Annotated in this window: 18 protein-coding genes and 6 pseudogenes; 13 read left to right on the top strand and 11 right to left on the bottom strand. The window is 61.3% G+C overall.

Annotated elements, in window-relative coordinates; translation table 11 throughout:
* The first annotated feature begins 60 nt into the window (after positions 1–60).
* The 9 genes and pseudogenes from H2O14_RS05015 to H2O14_RS04975 all read left to right on the top strand — a co-directional run bounded on the left by H2O14_RS05015 (position 61) and on the right by H2O14_RS04975 (position 7,526).
* Positions 61–2,287, top strand: a pseudogene (locus H2O14_RS05015) (RelA/SpoT family protein).
* A 194-nt stretch (positions 2,288–2,481) separates the two neighbouring features.
* The gene (locus H2O14_RS05010; protein ID WP_182826765.1) at positions 2,482–2,646 is read left to right on the top strand and encodes a DUF3563 family protein; all 165 of its coding nucleotides are present in this window, start codon (positions 2,482–2,484) and stop codon (positions 2,644–2,646) included.
* Between the two features lie 192 nt (positions 2,647–2,838).
* Positions 2,839–3,243 carry a holo-ACP synthase gene (gene acpS / locus H2O14_RS05005; protein WP_182826764.1) on the top strand — a complete coding sequence of 135 codons (405 nt, stop codon included), beginning with the start codon at positions 2,839–2,841 and terminating at the stop codon, positions 3,241–3,243.
* Between the two features lie 102 nt (positions 3,244–3,345).
* Positions 3,346–4,127, top strand: a pseudogene (lepB, locus tag H2O14_RS05000) (signal peptidase I).
* Entirely contained in the window at positions 4,124–4,855 is a 732-nt protein-coding gene (rnc, locus tag H2O14_RS04995) for a ribonuclease III (protein WP_182826763.1), read from the top strand. Before lepB ends, rnc begins: the two are co-directional and overlap by 4 nt.
* Positions 4,855–5,782 (top strand): annotated as a pseudogene (gene era, locus H2O14_RS04990) (GTPase Era). The gene rnc and the pseudogene era overlap by 1 nt, the downstream one beginning before the upstream one ends.
* Positions 5,783–5,857: 75 nt before the next feature.
* A complete protein-coding gene (locus tag H2O14_RS04985) occupies positions 5,858–6,130 on the top strand; it encodes a hypothetical protein (protein WP_182826762.1) in 273 nt (90 codons plus the stop codon).
* Positions 6,131–6,250: 120 nt separating this feature from the next.
* Positions 6,251–6,412: pseudogene (locus H2O14_RS29255) on the top strand (type II toxin-antitoxin system RelE/ParE family toxin); the annotation flags it as partial.
* Between the two features lie 115 nt (positions 6,413–6,527).
* Complete coding sequence (locus H2O14_RS04975; RefSeq protein WP_182826760.1) at positions 6,528–7,526, top strand: glutathione S-transferase family protein; 999 nt, start codon at positions 6,528–6,530, stop codon at positions 7,524–7,526.
* Between the two features lie 66 nt (positions 7,527–7,592).
* Here the strand turns inward: H2O14_RS04975 and H2O14_RS04970 are convergent, their stop codons facing one another.
* Together H2O14_RS04970 and H2O14_RS04965 are read right to left on the bottom strand one after the other, a co-directional pair.
* Positions 7,593–8,501, bottom strand: a complete 909-nt coding sequence (locus H2O14_RS04970; RefSeq protein WP_182826759.1) for a PhnA-like protein — start codon at positions 8,499–8,501, stop codon at positions 7,593–7,595.
* A gap of 324 nt (positions 8,502–8,825) precedes the next feature.
* Positions 8,826–10,985: pseudogene (locus H2O14_RS04965) on the bottom strand (Tex family protein); the annotation flags it as partial.
* A 208-nt stretch (positions 10,986–11,193) separates the two neighbouring features.
* Between H2O14_RS04965 and H2O14_RS04960 the strand changes: the two are divergent.
* The 3 genes from H2O14_RS04960 to H2O14_RS04950 all read left to right on the top strand — a co-directional run bounded on the left by H2O14_RS04960 (position 11,194) and on the right by H2O14_RS04950 (position 12,842).
* Complete coding sequence (locus H2O14_RS04960; RefSeq protein WP_182826757.1) at positions 11,194–11,895, top strand: flagellin; 702 nt, start codon at positions 11,194–11,196, stop codon at positions 11,893–11,895.
* Complete coding sequence (locus tag H2O14_RS04955) at positions 11,892–12,158, top strand: flagellin (RefSeq protein WP_182826756.1); 267 nt, start codon at positions 11,892–11,894, stop codon at positions 12,156–12,158. Before H2O14_RS04960 ends, H2O14_RS04955 begins: the two co-directional genes overlap by 4 nt.
* Positions 12,159–12,413: 255 nt before the next feature.
* On the top strand, positions 12,414–12,842 hold the full coding sequence (locus H2O14_RS04950; protein WP_182826755.1) for a hypothetical protein: 429 nt from the start codon (positions 12,414–12,416) through the stop codon (positions 12,840–12,842).
* Between the two features lie 125 nt (positions 12,843–12,967).
* Here the strand turns inward: H2O14_RS04950 and H2O14_RS04945 are convergent, their stop codons facing one another.
* The 9 genes and pseudogenes from H2O14_RS04945 to H2O14_RS04905 form a co-directional block, all read right to left on the bottom strand.
* Positions 12,968–13,663: a hypothetical protein gene (locus H2O14_RS04945; protein WP_182826754.1), complete on the bottom strand. Its 696-nt coding sequence runs from the start codon at positions 13,661–13,663 to the stop codon at positions 12,968–12,970.
* Entirely contained in the window at positions 13,660–14,712 is a 1,053-nt protein-coding gene (locus H2O14_RS04940; protein WP_182826753.1) for a GSCFA domain-containing protein, read from the bottom strand. The genes H2O14_RS04945 and H2O14_RS04940 overlap by 4 nt, the downstream gene beginning before the upstream one ends.
* 55 nt (positions 14,713–14,767) lie before the next feature.
* Complete coding sequence (locus H2O14_RS04935) at positions 14,768–15,289, bottom strand: tyrosine phosphatase family protein (protein WP_182826752.1); 522 nt, start codon at positions 15,287–15,289, stop codon at positions 14,768–14,770.
* Positions 15,289–15,898, bottom strand: a pseudogene (locus H2O14_RS04930) (hydrolase). Before H2O14_RS04930 ends, H2O14_RS04935 begins: the two are co-directional and overlap by 1 nt.
* Positions 15,895–16,734 carry a YgfZ/GcvT domain-containing protein gene (locus H2O14_RS04925; RefSeq protein ID WP_182826751.1) on the bottom strand — a complete coding sequence of 280 codons (840 nt, stop codon included), beginning with the start codon at positions 16,732–16,734 and terminating at the stop codon, positions 15,895–15,897. Before H2O14_RS04925 ends, H2O14_RS04930 begins: the two are co-directional and overlap by 4 nt.
* 71 nt (positions 16,735–16,805) lie before the next feature.
* Positions 16,806–17,540: a hypothetical protein gene (locus H2O14_RS04920; protein ID WP_182826750.1), complete on the bottom strand. Its 735-nt coding sequence runs from the start codon at positions 17,538–17,540 to the stop codon at positions 16,806–16,808.
* Between the two features lie 10 nt (positions 17,541–17,550).
* On the bottom strand, positions 17,551–17,808 hold the full coding sequence (locus tag H2O14_RS04915) for a hypothetical protein (RefSeq protein WP_182826749.1): 258 nt from the start codon (positions 17,806–17,808) through the stop codon (positions 17,551–17,553).
* Between the two features lie 103 nt (positions 17,809–17,911).
* Positions 17,912–18,325 (bottom strand): TIGR02301 family protein, encoded by a 414-nt coding sequence (locus H2O14_RS04910; protein WP_182826748.1) that lies wholly within the window; start codon positions 18,323–18,325, stop codon positions 17,912–17,914.
* Positions 18,326–18,360: 35 nt separating this feature from the next.
* Positions 18,361–18,768 (bottom strand): NUDIX hydrolase, encoded by a 408-nt coding sequence (locus H2O14_RS04905; protein WP_182826747.1) that lies wholly within the window; start codon positions 18,766–18,768, stop codon positions 18,361–18,363.
* A 67-nt stretch (positions 18,769–18,835) separates the two neighbouring features.
* Here H2O14_RS04905 and H2O14_RS04900 point away from each other — a divergent pair, with 67 nt between their 5' ends.
* Positions 18,836–19,621, top strand: coding sequence for an SOS response-associated peptidase (locus tag H2O14_RS04900; RefSeq protein WP_182826746.1), 786 nt, complete (start codon positions 18,836–18,838; stop codon positions 19,619–19,621).
* The last annotated feature ends 12 nt before the right edge of the window (positions 19,622–19,633 follow it).

Raw genomic sequence — 19,633 nt, 5'->3', positions numbered from 1 at the left:
TAGAATCAGGCGCCGGTCTCGAGATCGGCGCTATCTTTGTTTTTGCGGGAGCCGCCCTTCATGATGCGCCAATACGAGCTCGTCGAGCGCGTCCAGAAATACAAGCCGGATGTGAACGAAGCGCTTCTGAACAAGGCTTATGTCTACGCCATGCAGAAGCATGGCCTGCAGAAAGCGCGCCAGCGGCGATCCCTATATCTCGCATCCGCTCGAAGTGGCCGCCATCTTGACAGACATGCATCTGGACGAATCGACCATCGCGGTCGCGCTTCTGCATGACACGATCGAAGACACTTCGGCGACCCGTGACGAAATCGATCGCATGTTCGGCGAGGACATCGGTCGTCTGGTCGAGGGACTGACCAAGATCAAGAAACTCGATCTCGTTTCCCGCAAAGCAAAGCAGGCGGAAAATCTGCGCAAGCTGTTGCTCGCCATTTCCGACGACGTGCGCGTTCTGCTGGTCAAACTGGCCGACCGCCTGCACAATATGCGCACGCTCGACCATATGACCCAGGAAAAGCGAGCCCGCATTTCCGAGGAGACGATGGACATCTATGCGCCGCTGGCCGGCCGCATGGGTATGCAGGACATGCGCGAAGAGCTCGAAGAGCTGTCCTTCCGCCATATCAATCCGGAAGCGCATGCGACGATCTCGCGGCGACTGGAGGAACTGTCGGAACGCAATGCCGATCTCGTCCAGCGCATCGAACAGGAGCTGACGGAACTCCTCAACGTCAACGGCCTCGGCAAGGCTTACGTCAAGGGTCGTCAGAAGAAGGCCTATTCGGTCTTCCGCAAGATGCAGTCGAAGTCGCTGTCTTTCGAGCAACTGTCGGATGTCTACGGCTTCAGAGTCATCGTCGATCAGGTGCCGGACTGCTACAAGGCGCTGGGCATCGTCCATACGCGCTGGCGCGTCGTGCCGGGCCGGTTCAAGGATTATATCTCGACGCCCAAACAGAACGACTATCAGTCGATCCATACGACCATCGTCGGTCCCGCCCGCCAGCGTATCGAACTGCAGATCCGCACGATGCGGATGCATGAGATCGCCGAATACGGCATCGCCGCGCACACGCTCTACAAGGACGGAGCCAACAGCCAGGGCGGGGAGGGCGCCAATCGCCAGTCCAACGCCTATTCCTGGCTGCGCCTGACGATCGAATCGCTGGCGGAAGGCGACAATCCCGAAGAGTTCCTCGAGCACACCAAGCTCGAACTGTTCCAGGATCAGGTGTTCTGCTTCACGCCGAAGGGCAAGCTCATCGCCCTGCCGCGCGGCGCGACGCCCATCGATTTCGCCTATGCGGTCCACACCAATATCGGCGACACCTGCGTGGGCGCCAAGATCAACGGCCGCATCATGCCGCTGGTGACGAGGCTCGCCAATGGCGACGAGGTCGAGATCATCCGCTCGGGCGTACAGGTTCCTCCCGCCGCCTGGGAGGAGATCGTGGTCACCGGCAAGGCGCGCTCGGCCATCCGCCGCGCGACGCGTCTCGCCATTCGCAAGCAATATGCGGGTCTCGGTCAGCGTATCCTGGAGCGCACGTTCGAGCGCGCCGGCAAGGTCTTCTCGCGCGACGTGATGAAGCCGTCGCTGCATCGCCTCGGCCATAAGGAGGTCGAGGACGCCATCGCCGCCGTCGGCCGCGGCGAGATGTCGTCGCTCGACGTGCTCAAGGCCTGTTTCCCGGATTACCAGGACGAACGCGTCACCGTCAAAAGCAACGAAGAAGGCTGGTTCAACGTTCGCAGCGCCCAAGGCATGATCTTCAAGATCCCGGAGGGTCAGAAGAAACGCGTGGACGCCGCATCCGACGGCAACGAGCCGGGTCCGGAACTGTTCCGGGGTCTGTCGCGTGACATCGAAGTACATTTTGCGCCATCCGGCGCGGTGCCCGGCGATAGAATCGTCGGCATTCACGACGGCGATCACGCCATCACCGTCTATCCCATCCAGTCGCCTGCGCTTCAGAAGTTCGACGAACTGCCCGAGCGCTGGATCGATATCCGCTGGGATCTCGACGAAGCCAACAAGGCGCGCTTCGTCGCCCGCATCCTGATCAACGCCATCAACGAGCCCGGCACGCTGGCGACCATCGCCCAAGCGATCGGCACGGCGGATGTCAATATCCGCACCATGTCCATGGTCCGCGTCGCCTCCGACTTCACCGAAATGGCGATCGACGTCGAGGTCTGGGATCTGCGGCAGCTCAGCCATCTCCTGGCGCAGCTCAAGGATCTTCAATGCGTCTCGACCGTCAAGCGGGTCTTCGACTGAGATACAGGGCGGAGCGCCGGAAAAACCGGCATTCTGCCCCGTTGTCGAGCGGATATCGCGCGTATTTTAATCAGTTTTAACCAGGCATGCTTTTGTTGCATGGCAGCGTCAATGAAAGGAAACTTGTGCGCTGCAGCAGATGAACTATCTTAGTCTTCGATAGGGAGGAACAACGGGAAGCAAAGGAGTTTCCAATGTTCGGCTATATGTCTAAGATTGCCAATCGTCTGCGTGGTCCCTCGGTGGAAGATCGCGAAATGGCTTACCTGAATGCTGCGGCGGACCGCATCGATCTCGAATACCGCCAGCGCCAGGTGGACCGCGGCATGTTCCGCAACCGCGCCGTCAACTTCCTCTGAGTGAAGTTCGAGGCTGGGAGCAAGTCTCCCGACGACATCAGGCTGGCGCCCGCGCCGGCCTTATTTTTTGTCCGATCGGCTGTCGCGTGAGGAATTTCGCCGTTCGAAATTGCCGGCGCGTTGCATGCGCCCCGTTCCGCGCCTATGTCCTGTCGCGAGGAAACACCGCGCGAACGGCAAGAAGGACGGACAATGATCATCGGCATCGGCAGCGACCTGATCGACATCAGGCGGGTGGAGAAGACGCTCGAACGATTTGGAGAGCGGTTCGTCAAACGGTGTTTCACCGATATCGAGCGGGCGAAATCGGATGGCCGCAAGAATCGCGCCGCGTCCTACGCCAAGCGTTTCGCCGCCAAGGAGGCCTGCTCGAAAGCGCTCGGCACCGGCCTCGCCCAGGGTGTTCTCTGGAAAGACATGGGCGTCGTCAACCTTCCCGGCGGCAAGCCGACCATGAAGCTGACCGGCGGAGCGGCCGAACGACTTGCGACGCTTGTGCCGAATGGACACACACCGGTCATCCACATCACCATCACCGACGATTTTCCCCTGGCTCAAGCCTTCGTGATCATCGAAGCCGTGCCGGAAGCAGCCTGAACGCGCCGCCATGGGGTGCAAAGCTTGCCGCCGCCGGGGGAAAGAGCTAGACAGAGCAAAAACCGACGCCAGGTTTGGGCGGGCGGATGTCAAGAGGAATGAATGAGCGTGACCGAACATCGCAAGCCGGAAGAGAAAAACGCCTTCTGGGAAACCATTGTCGTCCTGTTCCAGGCGTTTCTGCTGGCCGGCGTCATCCGTACGGTTCTGCTCCAGCCTTTCACCATCCCCTCCGGCTCGATGATGCCGACCCTGCTGATCGGCGACTACCTGCTGGTGAATAAATTTTCCTATGGTTATTCGCGCTACTCCTTGCCGCTCTATAACCCGGATTGGTTCGAGGGACGATTGTTCGGCGGCGAGCCGGCGCGCGGCGACGTCGTCGTCTTCCGCCTGCCGAGCGATCCGTCGATCGACTATATCAAGCGCGTTGTCGGCCTGCCCGGCGACCGTATCCAGGTCAAGGGCGATGTGCTCTTCATCAACGACAAGCCGGTGGAGCGCAAGGAAGACGGCACCTTCACCACCGACGAGGAAGACACCGAAGGCGTGGGCGTGCAGTATAGCCGCGATTATCAGGGCGTGCCGGTGTTCCGTGAAACATTCGACAACGGCGTGAGCTTCGATACGCTCGACCTGACGCCGACCGGCGAGGGCGACACACCCAGGTCTTCACCGTTCCCGCCAAGCACTATTTCATGATGGGCGACAACCGCGACAACTCCGCCGACAGCCGTTTCGGCGTCGGCTACGTGCCGGAAGAAAATCTGGTCGGTCGCGCGAGCTTCATCATCTTCTCCATCGCCAACCGCACCCCGTTCCTGCATGTCTGGAAATGGCCGGCCAATCTCCGCTACGAACGTTTCTTCAAGGCGATCAAATGAGCCGGAAGTCGGTCATCTCGCCTGACGAACGCGACAGGCTGGAAGCCCTCATCGGCTATAGCTTCAACGACAAGAACCGGCTGGAGCGGGCGATGACCCACTCCAGCGCCCGCGTCGCCAAGGGCGGCAATTACGAGCGGCTGGAGTTTCTCGGCGATCGCGTGCTCGGCCTGTGCATCGCCGAATTGCTGTTCACCACCTACAAGACTGCCGCCGAGGGCGAATTGTCGGTCAGGCTGAACAAACTCGTCTCCGCCGAAGCCTGCGCCGAAATCGCCGATCTCATGGAGTTACACCGCTATATCCGCACTGGCGCCGACCTCAAGAAGATCACAGGGGAGCGGATGAAGAACGTCCGCGCCGACGTGGTGGAGAGCCTGATCGCCGCCATCTATCTCGATGGGGGACTGGAGGCCGCGCGCGGCTTCGTCCTGCGGCAATGGAGCGACCGGGCGACGCGCGCCGAACCCATGCGCCGCGATCCCAAGACCGAGTTGCAGGAATGGGCGCATCAGAAATTCGGTTTCGCCCCCACCTATCGGATCGAGGACCGCAGCGGCCCCGATCATGCCCCCGAATTCACGGTGCTCGTCGAAATCGGCGATCTCGCTCCCGAAAAAGGCGTGGATCGCTCCAAGCGCGCCGCCGAACAGGTCGCCGCGCGCAAAATGCTGGAGCGTGAAGGCGTCTGGGCTCCGGAGCCCGCTCTCAACGGATTGGAAAAATAATGGAAGACTCTGAACGCGCTGCGGAGACCGCCGCCCCGACCCGCTCCGGCTTCGTCGCCCTGATCGGCGCCACCAATGCCGGCAAATCGACGCTCGTCAACCGCCTGGTGGGCGCCAAAGTGTCGATCGTGTCGCACAAGGTCCAGACCACCCGCGCCATCATCCGCGGCATCGCCATCCATGACAATGCCCAGATCGTCTTCATGGACACGCCCGGCATCTTCAAGCCGCGTCGTCGGCTGGACCGCGCCATGGTGACCACCGCCTGGGGCGGCGCCAAGGACGCCGATATCATCGTGCTCCTGATCGACGCCGAACGCGGCATCAAGGGCGACGCTGAGAAGATCCTGGAAGCGTTGAAGGACGTCAAACAGCCGAAAATCCTGCTGCTCAACAAGATCGACCAGGTCCGCCATGAAGCCCTTCTCGAGCTGACCCAGGCCGCCAATGAAATGGTCGATTTCGAAGCCACCTTCATGATCTCGGCGCTCAAAGGCGCCGGCTGCGACGACCTGATGAACTATCTCTCCGCGGCGCTGCCGGAGGGGCCCCTGGTACTATCCCGAAGACCAGATCTCCGACCTGCCGATGCGGCAGCTGGCGGCGGAAATCACCCGCGAAAAGCTCTTCCTGCGCCTGCATCAGGAACTGCCCTACGCCTCGCATGTCGAGACGGAGAAGTGGGAAGAGCGCAAGGATGGCTCGGTGCGCATCGAGCAGGTCATCTATGTCGAGCGCGACAGCCAGAAGAAGATCGCGCTCGGCAAGGGCGGCGAGGCCATCAAGGCCATCTCGACGGCGGCGCGCAAGGAGATCTCCGAAATCCTCGAACAGCCCGTGCATCTCTTCCTGTTCGTCAAGGTGCGCGAAAACTGGGGCGACGACCCCGAGCGCTTCCGCGAAATGGGTCTCGACTTCACCAAATAGCGCCAGGGACAATCTGGGCGCGTATTTTGCCTCCGCTGCATGATGGCTTATAGTGGCCGAATGGGAGATCAAGCCATGCCCGGTCCGATGGTTTCAACGAAGAACCGCAATCGCCTCTCGCGCGCGCCTGCCGAGGATGACGAGGCCTGGGATGAAGCCGTGTGGGGGCCGCAGGAGACGCTGACCGCCGAGGAGCAGGCGGAATATGACGCCTGGTTCCGGCGCAAAGTGCACGAGGGGCTGGATTACATTCGCCGTCCCGATGCGATTTTCCATACTCAGGAAGAAGTCGAGGCTATGGTTGAAGAACTGATTGACCGCCTCGATCGTGGAGCCGGATTGAAGTGAGTATTCGGTGGTCCGATATCGCTTCTTCGGAACTTCCCCAACTCACCGCGTATGTTTACCGCATTGATCGCGCCGCGGCGCTTAGGCTGAGGGCCAGAATATTAAGGAGTACGTCAGCTTCGGCATTTTCCTGAATTGGGACCGAATGGCAAAACGCGCGACACCCGGGAACTTGGTGTCACTGGAACGTCCTATATCGTTGTGTACAGAATCGATGGCGCCACTGTCGTTATCGCCAACCTCCTCCACGCCGCCCAGCTCTACCCTCCCGATACCCCATAAGCCTCGCTTTTCGCAACGAAGCGTCAACCGTCCGCCGGCTTGTCCGCCGGTGCATTTGCGTCCATTGCAGGCTGGTATCATCAACGGCGCCGTGCGCCGATGCGAGGATTGGATCATGCCGCAGCTGATCGACGGAAAATGGGTCAATGACGACGTCGCCGCCAACGAGATGAAAAACGGCGTCTTCCATCGCGAACCGACCAAATTTCGGGACTGGTTGACCGCCGATGGCGGACCGGGGCCGGAAGGGCAGCGTGGCGTAAAAGCCGAGCCGGGCCGGTTTCAGCTGTTCATCTCCCGGCTTTGCCCCTGGGCGTCGCGCACCTTCATGATGCGCAATCTCAAAGGTCTCGGGCAACTGATGCCGGTCTCGATCGCCGCAGGCGCGATGACTGACAATGGCTGGGAATATCCCGAACCGCAGGATACGGGCGAGGGCAGCCCCGCCATCTCCTATCAGCACCAGCTGTATACACTTTCCGATCCCCATTATTCCGGCAAGGTCTCGGTGCCGGCGCTCTGGGACCGCAAGGAAGGCCGGATCGTCAACAACGAATCCGCCGACATCATCCGCATGCTGAACACCGCATTCGACGGGCTGACCGGCAATCGCCTGGATTTCTATCCGGAACCGCTCAGGGCCGAGATCGACCGCTGGAACGCGCTCATCTACAACACCGTCAACAACGGCGTCTACAAAGCGGGATTCGCCAAGACGCAGAGCGCCTACGACGCCGCCGTCACGGCGCTGTTCGAGACGCTGGACAAGCTGGAAGCGCATCTCGGCGAACATCGTTACGTGGCCGGAGAGTTTATGACCGAGGCCGACATTCGGCTGTTCGTGACGCTGATCCGTTTTGATGTCGCCTATGTCGGCGCGTTCAAGTGCAATCTGCGCCGGATCGAGGACTATCCCAACCTCGCCGCCTATGCCCGCGAACTCTATCAATGGGACGGCATTGCCGAGACCGTGTCGATTACCGACATCAAGGCTGGCTATTATTCCATCGCCCACGTCAATCCGACGCGTATAGTGCCGAAGGGCCCGCTGATTGACTTTACCCGACCGCATGACCGCGTCAGGCTTTCCGGCAAAGGCGTCTGGCGGCGCTGATCTGCATATCTTCCATATAAAGAGAAAGGCCGCGACGAGCGCGGCCTCCCTCATCAGGACAGGCTCTCAGCGAACCACGACCATGTCGTTTTCCAGCCGACGATTGGCGCCGGCGCCGATGAACCCGCCAAACCAGCTGGCGAGGGCGCCGAGGGCGAGCGCGATCACCGAGAGCACCGCTCCGGCCGAAATCGCCTTGGTCGCCGTCTGGGCTGCGTCCGCGGCCTGTTGCTTGGCGGCCGCCATGGCGTCCCGGTACTGGGTTTCATAGGTCTGCACCTGCTGGCGGGCCTGTTCGACCGGGATGTTCTGGGCGCGGGCCAAGGCATTCGCCGCCTGTTCGCGGGCTTCCTCGGCCTTGGCCTGATCACCCGTCAACAGCGCCTGCATGGAGGTCACCGCCATGTCGCGTAGCGCTGCGGGATCGTTGCCGCCGCTCGCCTCGCGGATGCGCTGCTCGATCGCGGCCATCGGATTGGCGACCGTGTTGAGCGCTGCCGGAGCCGCGGCCCCTGCCGCCGCCGACACGGTGGAGCCGGCGCCCGAGACGATCGAGCTCAGCCCGGTGAACGCCCCGCCGATCAAGGCGCCGACCGAGGTCGTCAGCAGATAGACGATCACCAGCGTCGTCACGGCCCAGCTCGTCAGGGCATGCAGGCCTCCGATCGAGCGGAGCGAGCGTCCTGACATGCGGCTTGCGACATAACCGCCGAGGAAGGAGGCGATCAGGCCGCTGGCGACAAACCAGACGGCCGCGCCGGTCGAGAATGCGCCGGCGCCGGGATTGTCCGTCGTCGTGGGGTCGATGATCGCCGCCCCGACGCCGGCTCCCAGGAGATTGATCAGCAACTGCACGGTCAGGGCAATCGCCACGCCTGCGAAAACCGCGCCCCAGGAAACCTTGTTGATTGCGGGCTGAGCGGCGACAATGCCGTCTCCGTCCCTATATGTGTGCAGGGTCATCGTGTCCGCCATGGAAAAATCTCCTCTTAAGTGTCCGCTAATGGACGGCGAGGAAACGCACGACGTCGGCTGATCGTTCCGCAGCGAGGACGACGATTCGCCAATAATTCGGAACATTTACGGCCCCGTGTAGGTGCGCGCGGCCGGCAACTTTCCGGGGTGGGCGGCGCGGCCGCCGCCCGCTCCGGCATCATTTTTCTTCATCGCTTCCATCAACGCAGCGCCGAAGGCGCCCTGGCTCGGCTGCGGCTGCTTCGGCGCAGCCTGCCGGTAATTGGCGCCGGCCGAACCGCCGCGATTGCGGTCTTCGCGCGGTTCGCGCGGGCCGCTCGCCTCCTTCTTCATCGACAGTGCGATGCGTTTGCGTTTGGCGTCGACCTCCACCACCCGCACCTTGACGATGTCGCCGGCTTTTACGACCTCATGCGGATCCTTGATGAAACGGTCGGCGAGTTCGGACACATGCACCAGCCCGTCCTGATGCACGCCGATATCGACGAAGGCGCCGAAGGCGGCGACATTGGTGACCGTGCCTTCCAGCATCATGCCCGGCCGGAGGTCGCTGATTTCCTCGATACCGTCGGCGAATGTCGCGGTCTTGAATTCCGGGCGCGGGTCGCGACCCGGCTTTTCCAGTTCGGCGATGATGTCCTTGACGGTAGGAAGGCCGAATTTGTCGTCGATGAACTGGCGCGGATCGAGCTTTTTCAGCGTTGCGCTGTCGCCCATGATGCTGCGCAGATCGCGGCCGCAGGCAGCGACGATCCTGCGGGCGACGTCATAGGCTTCCGGGTGCACGGAGGAGGCGTCGAGCGGCTCCTTGCCGTTGGCGATGCGGAGAAAGCCCGCGCATTGCTCGAACGTGCGGGCGCCGAGCCGCGGCACTTTCATCAACTCCTTACGGCTTTTGAACGCGCCGTTCTCGTCGCGATGGGCGACGATCAGTGTCGCAAGCGTCTGGTTCAGGCCGGATACACGCGAGAGCAGAGGGGCCGATGCGGTGTTGAGATCGACGCCCACGGCGTTCACCGCGTCTTCGACGACGCCGTCCAGCGATCGACCGAGCTTGCCCTGGTCGACGTCATGCTGGTACTGGCCGACGCCGATCGATTTCGGCTCGATCTTGACCAGCTCCGCGAGCGGATCCTGCAGGCGCCGCGCGATGGAGACCGCGCCGCGCAGCGACACGTCGAGCTGCGGAAATTCTTTTGCCGCCAGTTCCGACGCCGAATAGACCGACGCGCCGGCTTCCGAAACGATCACCTTGGTCGGCTTGGGCGCCGGCAATTTTCCCAGCAGGTCGGCCACCAGCTTTTCGGTCTCGCGACTTGCCGTTCCGTTGCCGATGGCGATGAGGTCGACCTTGTGCTTGCGGATTAGGCTGGCGATCTCGGTCTGCGCGCCCATCAAGTCGTTGCGTGGCTGGAACGGGTAGACGGTGGATGTGTCGAGCAGCTTGCCCGTCTCGTCGACCACCGCCACCTTCACGCCGGTGCGGATGCCCGGATCGAGCCCGATGGCGCGGCGCATGCCTGCGGGCGCAGCCAGCAGCAAATCCTTGAGATTGCGGGCGAAGACGTGGATGGCCTCTTCCTCGGCGCGCTCGCGCATGTCCCGGATGAGTTCGAGCGACAGCGAGGAGAACAGCTTCACGCGCCAGGTCCAGCCCGCGGCGTCGCGAAGCCATTGGTCGCCTGGCCCGCTGCCGCGCGTGTCGAGCGCCGCCGCCACGATCGCTTCAGCCGGCTTGATCGGCGAGAGATCGTCGGCGTCGACCTCGAGCGTCACGGACAAGACTTCCTCGTTCCAGCCGCGCAGCATGGCGAGCACGCGATGGCTGGGCGCCTTGGCCCAGGGTTCCTTGTGGTCGAAATAGTCGGAGAATTTTTCCGCATTATCCTTCTTGGCGTCGGCGACTTTGGACACCAGCACGGCGCGGGCCTGCATATGGCCCCTGAGCCGGCCGATGAGTTCGGCGTTTTCCGACAGGTCTTCGGCGATGATGTCGCGCGCGCCTTCGAGCGCCATTTTCACATCCGTCACCTCGTCCTTGACGAAGGCTTCGGCAAGCTTGGCGGGCGTCGCCGCGCGATCGGCGAGGATCGCTTCCGCCAATGCACCGAGGCCGCGCTCCCGGGCGATCTGGGCGCGGGTGCGGCGCTTGGGCTTGTAGGGAAGATAGATGTCCTCGAGCACCGCCTTGGTGTCCGCCTGCAGGATCTTGAGCCGGAGTTCGTCCGTCATCTTGCCCTGGGTTTGAATGGAGTCGAGGATCGTGTCGCGTCGCGCCTCCATTTCCCTCAGATAGACCAGCCGTTCGGAAAGCGTGCGGAGCTGGGTGTCGTCCAGCCCGCCCGTCACTTCCTTGCGATAGCGGGCGATGAAGGGAATGGTCGACCCTTCGTCGATCAGACCCACGGCTGCCTGCACCTGTTGCGGCCTTGCGTTGATCTCGGAAGCGATCGTGGCGGCTAGGCGGTTCATGTCTGCGGGCATGGCGTGTTCTCGTCCTTATTTGGGATGGGCGGACCATAGTCATGAACGGGCAAAATGGAAGCGTCGGGGCAAAATTCCCACAATTCACGCATTTAACGGCGCAAACGGCCAATGGATATGATTAATCGCAATCCACCGTTAAGACGGTATTCACGATAAAAATTTACTACGAGCATAATGTATTTCGTCGCCATTATTTGAGTAAAACATGTATAGCTTACATACGAATACTGCCGCCATCGGCGCGCAGCGGGCGCTGAGAACCAATGATGTCGACCTGGCGCGAGCGCAGTCGCAAACCAGCGGCGGCTTGAGAATCTCGACGTCGTCCGACAATGCCGCATACTGGTCGATCGCCACCACGATCAAGTCGGACAACCGGGCCCTGACGGCGGTGCAGGAGGGACTGGGTTTCGGTTCGGCGGTGATCGATACGGCGTCCGTGGGGTTTGCGCAGGCCATAGAGGTGATGGACGTCATCAAACAGAAGCTCGTCGCAGCGCGAGAACCGGGCGTAGATCGCGACAAGGTGAATGCGGAACTGTCCGAACTGCGCGCCCAGGTACGCAGCATCGCGGAAGCATCCTCCTTCGCCGGCGAAAACTGGCTGCACATGACCCAAGCGGGGCAAGACGAGCCGCAAGAGGTGATCGCATCGCTGACCCGCAGCCTGAATATGGGTCTTTCGGTCAACACCATCGACTACGACATGACGTCTGCGCCCGATACGGAACAGGTGTTCTACATCGTCGACGACGTCACGGGCGAGAGTGGAATCGTCACCAATTCGGCATTCGCCGACAGCCTGGGCCTCGCGACGGATTGGGTGTTGTTCAACGGCGTCAACAGCGCGGGCCATGCCGAAATCGAGATATCAATGCGACGGACGACGCCGACATTGACGATATGATTTCGGTCGTCGACGCGATGACCAAAAAGATGATCGGCCGCGCCGCGACGCTGGGCGCGCTTCAACAGCGAATCGATCTGCAGACGGAATTCAACGCCGATCTCGGCCAGGCGATGGACCGCGGCGTCGGCAAACTGGTCGACGCGGATATGAATGCAGTCTCGGCGCGGCTGAGCGCGCTGCAGACGCGGCAGCAACTGGGGCAGTCCGCTCTGTCGATCGCCAACGAGCAACCACAGAACATTCTTCGCCTGTACAGCTGACGAGACGCATGAGGGTTCTGGCGGCCGTTGGCTTGAAGGACCGCTATCCCGCCGCGGCCGAAACAAAATGAGATTTGAGGCCAGTGCACAGGCTTGGCGCAGGATTGATCGAGGATTGTCAACGAACACCGCCAGTTGTCATAAATTCATCAAGCTCGAACGAGCGAATCATGACGGGCGTGGCGAAAGGAGTGATCACTTGTCGACCTTCCTATTGAAGGATGTGGAATTCGCCGCCTGCGTCTACAAGGCCTTGTGGACGATTTCGCCCAGCATTCGGTCAAGACCATTGCCGGCAAGGTGATCAAAATGGGCCGCAAGCGTTTCTCTCGCATGACGATCCATGCCGGTGAACGACAGATCAGCGCTTGGGATTATTATTGCTACGGCATGCTGAAAGGCGACACCGCCTACGGCGACAAGTTCATCCACGACTTCCTGCGTCTCGCGCTCCTGAAACGGATCGAGCGACTGCCGGACGAACACTTGCGTCTAGTCAGCGTCTCGCAACTACGCTTCGAGGAGATGAACGACAACGCCGTGATCGGTCCCGAACTCGCCGTGCGGATGATCGAACGCGAAATCCGCCTGATGCTGCTGGATCACGGAAGGATCGTGCAGCAATTGCTCGCGAGTGGTCCGCGCGTCACCGAGAGTTACGGAAACGACCTTATCGTCGCCTGACCGAAACTTGCTGGGCGGTCCGTAGGGCTTGTGGCCGGAAGCCGGACGATCCGGCAACCGTCTCCATAAATTCGTTCGCGGCTCTTGAAGCCTTCGGGTTCCCTTCTTGGCAGATAACGCCATGCTCACAGCATAGCGAAGAAGGCTCCCAGCCACCGCTTTCCATATTCGCCGTTCATGTGGAACCGGTCGATGGTGCGATGAGGCGTGTTGTCCCAGGCGTCGCCGACGGCGAGGCTGGTCGATCCCTGCTTGTAGATCGGATCGGTGTTTCGTCCGTTGACGATCGTCTCCGGCGGCTGCAAAACCAGTCGCGCCTTCAGCTTCGAGAAAACCGTGTCTTCCGCGAATTTCATGCCGTTGAAGAAGGCGTCCGGGCTTTGGTCTCCCGAAATCTCGGATGCGACAGCGAGCGGAACATGGCCGACGAAAACCGGACGGTCACTCACGGAGCGGATGGATTGAATGAGTTTCATGGCCGGCGCTTTATCCATGACGTCATGGGCCGCTTGCGTCCGGAAACCGTTGCTGAAGAATTGATCCGGAGGAAGATAAAACGGCTCTACGCCGATACCATGCACGACGAACGCGTCAAACGCTTTCAAATCGATGCGGCCGATTCCGCCGGAGGTGAATTTGAGCCCGCGTCGCAAGCTCCGCTCTTCGGCGACAAGCATCCCGTCTTGCAAAACGAGATTGGCGATCCGATTGCCGCGATGGCCGAAGAACGTGATGTTGTGCTTGCCATATTCCGTGGACACTTCGGTCCAAGCCATTTTCAGCGCGGCGATATGGCTGTTGCCGATGATAGCGATTTTCATTTCTTGTCCCCGAAGGCGCTCAACAGTTGCTCCTCGCAAACGACATCGGCAGAAATTGTTTCGCGCGTGTCCTGTTCAGCGGTCGTGACCACTTCACCGAATTTTTCGAAGAGTGACTGGAAAAACGAGTCCATCACGAAACCCACGCCGAAGGCGCTGACGCTTCGCATATTCGGTTCGAAGAAAGCGCCCTTGAAGACGGGGCTGTTGATGATTTCATAAGAGGGAAAATAGTCGACGTTGGGTCGGACATTTGAAATATGACCCGCAACGGCCCTCAGGACAGACTTTGAATACATAGTCGCCGTGACGACATGTTCCCCAGAGGCTGTCGCAGTCAATGGGACGGGCGAAACCGTCAAGATAAAACGCAATTTTGGGTTGAGGGACCGCATTGCGGTAATCGCCTGAACAAGATTGTTGCGGACTGTCATGTAATCCTGATTGCGAAATACATGCCGGTCGGCGTCGAACTCTCCCTTCACCGTGCCGGGGCAAAGCGGATACTCATAGCCGCCCTCCGCGTTCACCCAGCTTTCGGTCAACCCCAAAGTGAATACGAAAAATTGAGATTGAACGATCGAGTCGCGGAAGCGCTTTATGGTCTCTTCCCGCGAAAGGCGCATCTCTTCCACGGACTCAAAACCACCGGGTTCGACAGTAGGTCGAAAAGGATCGTAAATTCGACCCTCGGAACTCCAGTATTCCTCCGGCGGCGAAGCGTCTCCACTCGCCCAAGAAACCCACTGATTGAGAATGGAAGTCGTATAAATATTGCCCGTTCTCGAGCTGAAAATGTTATAATTATATTTCTTGGAAAGCTCACGAGATATATTGCTGATGGGTTTTTCAGCAATGTGCCAATTAAACCCTCGACTTTGCAGCGCATTTCCAATGTGTTGGGCAAAGCACGAACCATAGGTCGCAACTTTGTGCTGGGGCTTGATGTTGAATTTTGGCGACCACAGGCCCTTTATCTCGAACGCATTGAGATCGGCAACAGAGGGACGCCAGAACGAAGATGCAGGAAGGCTTGTATAAGGGTGCATTAATACTACTCGTTGCAACGTATGCGCGCTCATCTAAACAAAAAGGAGTGCAGTATCAATCGTCGTTCCAAGAAAAAACGAATGGCGCATCGCCTTTGTATTCCGCTCCGCGGCCGATGTTTCTGACGGCTGCGACGAGGCGACCATCTCGTGACAATGCGGCGTCGCCGATCTCGATCAATCGCGAATTCGGCGTCGCTTGTGGCGAGGCCTTTCTGAGTTGTTGCGCCAGCGCGTCGTCGTCCAGGCTGGGCGAAACGGCCAACGCCGCGATCAGGGCGGCCGCGGGCGAGCGCGACACGCCCATCCAGCAATGAACGAGCAACGGCGCAGACTGTTCCCATCCCCGCGCGAAGTCGATGATCGCCTCGACATGGCTTTCTTGCGGCGCGATCAGTCCATCCTTGCCGGCGAAGGCGATGTCGTTCATCGCAAGCTTCAAATGGCGAGACGCCTGCACGATGCCCGGGCGGTGAAAATCCTGTTTTTCCGCGATCAGGCTGATCATTTCCGTCGCCTGATGCCGCGCGGCCATCTCGGCGATCGTCTTGAGCGGAGAGACGATGATGGTGGGCATTATCCGTTCCTCGACGAATCGATTTCGGCGAAGCGCGCGATGAAGGCGGCTTGCGCCTCGAAGGCGGGCAGGGGGTCGATCGGCAGCATGTCGGCGGTGAGGCCGCGGGGCTGGCCGAAGAATTTTCGCGCCTCCGCCGCCGTGAAGCCAGCGAGTTGCGTGGCCTCGAAATAGGCCGATACTTTGTCCGCTTTCTTGATCTCGGCTTTCAACGTGGCGGAGGGATGCGGAGGCAGGCCGAAACGAATGTGAATCGCCGCTTCCAGCCGCTTTTCCACCGACTTGTAGCCGCCCCCACCACGGCTTTGAAGGGGAAATCATGTCGCCGATCACATATTCCGGCGCATCGTGCAGCAGAACCATCAGCAGTTCGGCTGGCTTGGCGTCGGGATGCGCATGCCGGTAGATGACCTCCACCATGAGGCTGTGCTGCGCTACGGAAAAGGCGTGGTCGCCATGCGTCTGGCCGTTCCAGCGGGCGACGCGCGCCAGGCCATGGGCGATGTCGACGATTTCGACGTCGAGCGGCGAGGGGTCGAGCAGGTCGAGCCTGCGGCCCGACAGCATCCGCTGCCAGGCGCGTTGCGAAGGAGAAGGCGCCTCGATCATGATTGGGCGTCTTCGGCCTCGGCGGGCCAGTCCAGTCCGCTCCAGTCAGGCAGGGACACGGCGACTGCCTGTCCGCCCACTGTCGGCTGCTGCTGCGCCGCCAGGGCTGCGCCGACTTTGTCGATCCGAGCCACCGCGAGCCCCTGCGCGCCGGAGACGGCGATCAGCGTTCCGACATCGCGCTCGCCGATCGTCAAAGACGCGCCGGTTTCGCCGAGCGACGACCGCCCCGTCACGATCACCACGCGCCGTCGCGCCGTCGACCGATGCTGCATGCGCGACACCACCTCCTGGCCGACATAGCATCCCTTCTTGAAGGACAGGCCGTCGTTCTTGTCCAGCATCAGGTCATGCGGGAAATAGTCGCCGACCCCTCTGTCTTCTGCGCCGCCGGTGACGCCGAGCGACAGCCGAAGGGCGTGATAGCCGTCCGTCGCATCCGCGGCAGGCGCGTCGTCGGGACGGCGCGTCAATATGAGCCCGGCTTTGGCGAAGCGATGATCTTTCGCGCCGTCGCCCGCCGGATCCCACGAGATCAGCGCATGGCTTTCCGGCAGGCGCGTGAATTGCGCCTTGGCGCGCAGCCTGTAGAGGATCAGCCGCTTGGCGAAAGGATCAGCTTGTTCGGCGGATGTTTCGAGCAGCAAGCCGTGCTCTGTGCGGCTGATCAGGAAATCGAACAGGATCTTGCCCTGCGGGGTCAACAGCGCTCCCGGCCGGCATTCGCCCTCGGGCAAAGCCTTGATATCCGTGGTGACGATGCTCTGCAGGAAATCTTCGGCGTCGTCGCCGGTGACCGAGATGAAGGCGCGATCGGGCAATGAAACGGCTGGCATGGCGGATGAGTCCCTTCTGATCACGCTGAGGTAGTCGCAAGCGTGGTCGGAGGCAAGATCCTGAGACGCGCTCAGTCGCCCGCCACGAAGAACTTCCATTTGCCTTCGGGCGTGATGCCGATGCGGTAGAAATTATAGCCGCCGAATTCCTTCATGTCGGCCACATCCGACGCGGTCACGATCCGGTACAATTCGACCTGTTCCGGCGGCGACAGTTTGTCGAGCGATTTTTCGGCGAAATAGGGCCAGACATACTGCGCATCCGGCGTGCCCTTGTCGACCAGCGCCGCGCCCGTCGAGAGTATGTCGAGAATGATCGCCAGGATTTCTCGTCCGTCAGGATCGCCTGATACGCTCTTGAGCGCCACGATCGGATCCTCCGGGCTGTCGCCGACGGCGACCTGCGTGCCTTCTTCTCCAAGCGTCAGAAGCGGCCGCAATCGTTCGATGTCGCCGCTGGCGGCGGCTTCCACCAGCGCCACCCGCATGCGCTGCACTTGCTGAGGCAGCAGCTTGGCGTCCAGAATCATTTCGACCGGCGGGGAAACGTCGTCCTTGTCGTCGGCGGCCTGCGGGCGCACGGCGTTCTTGTCGATCAGGCCGTCGGGCATCGGTAGGCCGGGCTTGATCGTATCGCCGGCGCTTTCCGCCGGCGCGTCCGTCGACGGCTGATCCTGCAGCGCCAGCTGATCCGGGCGGGCGGTCAGCGCGGAGACGGGCGCCGATGTCGAGGCCGCAAAGGCGGCGCAACCCAAAAGAACGACGGCGGTATAGCGGAGCAGTGGAAGCAATCCCGGCTCAGGCATCGCGACATCCTTACTGAATCGTGCGGTTCGGCGAAAACTCTCCCGAAGCGATGCGCTCCTTCAGTGATTCGAGCAAGGCTTCGGCGCCTTCTTCGCCATGCAGCCTGATCGTCTCCTGCATGGCGAATGCGATCGCCGCCTCCGCGATGATCTCCGGCTCGATACCGTCCGCGCGGCCCTCGGCCCATGCTTCCCCCTGGCTTTCCCAGGCGGCCTGCATCTTTTCATGGACGATCATGTCGTCGAGGTCTTTGGCGGTGGCTTCCATACTCATACTTCCCTGACGGCGGTCGTCATTACCGATCCGTTAAAACTCATAGCAAGGTTTTCCCAAAACGGCATCGGACGCAATGAAAAGAGGTTAACTATGCTTAATTTCCGAAGCGGGCGGTAATTTCTGCTGCGAGTGTTGCCCCTTCGGCACGGTAGCGGCTTTCGGCCTCCACCGCTTGCGGCGTGCATCTGGCATAGGTGGCGGCAAAGGAACGGTAGCCGCGATTGAAGGCCGCCGTCAATTGCGCCGCCCGTTTCGGCTCGCCCTTGGTTTCATCGTCGAGCAGCGCAGCCATCGCCTGGCGCCAGGAAGGATCATGCTCGGCGCAGAGATTGCGCAGATAATGCACAGACCCAAGGATTTCCGCGAAACGCTGCAACTTGACGTCATAGGGCGCGGGCTTTTCGACGGGCTGCGGGGGCGTGGCGGCCTGATCCGTCTCTCCGGCGGACCAGGCGACCGACGGCGCAACGGCGAGCGCGCAGATGAGGATAAAGCGAAAAATCGACATGGCCTTTCCTAGCAAAAGAGCCGCCGGCTCGCAAATCACCCGAGCTCAAAGCCCTGTTCCAACCTGTCGACGCAGTCGAGGACGGAGGCGGGGCAGTTCATAGCCTTGATTTCGTCGGGGGTGAACCAGCCGGCGTCGGCTGCGTCGTCACGCGCTTCGGCTATGGCTTCCGCATCGGCCTGGACGAGAAATACGCTCAGATGAAAATGCCGGCCGGGATTCTCCGAATGAAGGTCGTAGGTGGCAAACAGCGTGGGATCGCGCGCGGCGATGCCCGTCTCCTCCTCGAATTCCCTGAGCGCTGTCTGATCCGGCGATTCGCCCGGCTCGGCGCGCCCGCCGGGAAAGGCGAACATGTCGAGCGAGGGCGGATTCTTGCGGCGGATCAGCAGCACGCGGCCATTGCGGATCAGGATGGCGGAGGAGGCGAGTTCTGTGTTCATCTTCGGGCCTGGTTTATCGGTCGGCGCGACATTGACGCGGTGAAGGCGCGATGCCAAATGATTTCCCATGTGCGGACGATTTTCACTGACGGCGACGCCCGAAGAGGTGCGCGAATTCCTGGCGCTGCTGGAGCTGGAGGAATTCCCGGCGCGCTACAATATCGCGCCGACCCAGCCGATCCTCGCGGTCATCGCCGGCGAGCAGGGCGCGCCCGGCTCCAACCTGCCGCAACGACGCGCGCTCCTGATCCGTTGGGGGCTGACGCCGGGATGGGTCAAGGATCCGCGCGACTTTCCGCTGCTCGTCAATGCCCGCGCCGAGACGGCGGCGGAAAAGGCCTCTTTCCGCGCCGCCATGCGCCATCGCCGTATTCTGATTCCCGCCTCCGGCTTCTACGAATGGCGCCGCCCGCCCAAGGAGAGCGGCGAGAAGAGCCAGGCCTATTGGGTGCGGCCGCGCCATGGCCGCATCGTCGCTTTCGCCGGGCTGATGGAGACCTGGGCCTCGGCCGACGGCTCCGAGGTCGACACCGGCGCGATCCTGACGGCCGCCTCCAATCCCGCCTTCGCGCCGATCCATGATCGCATGCCGGTGGTGATCGCGCCCGAGGATTTCGACCGCTGGCTCGATTGCAAGACCCAGGAGCCGCGCCATGTCACTGAGCTCCTGCGCTCGCCGCCCGAGGATCTGTTCGAGGCGATCCCGGTCTCCGATCTGGTCAACAAGGTCGCCAATGTCGGTCCCGAGGTGCAAGCGCCCGTCGATCCCTCTCTCGTCGCGGAAAAGCCCAAGTCGAAAGCCGCCAAACCCAAGGCGGATGGCGGCGGGGGTGGCCAGATGAGCCTGTTCTGAGCGCGGTTGTCG

Source organism: Rhizobium sp. G21, from assembly GCF_014158035.1.
Classification (GTDB): Bacteria; Pseudomonadota; Alphaproteobacteria; order Rhizobiales; family Rhizobiaceae; genus Rhizobium_E.
Note: the sequence above shows the minus strand (reverse complement) of the source record. Positions and strands in the feature narration are given on the sequence as shown.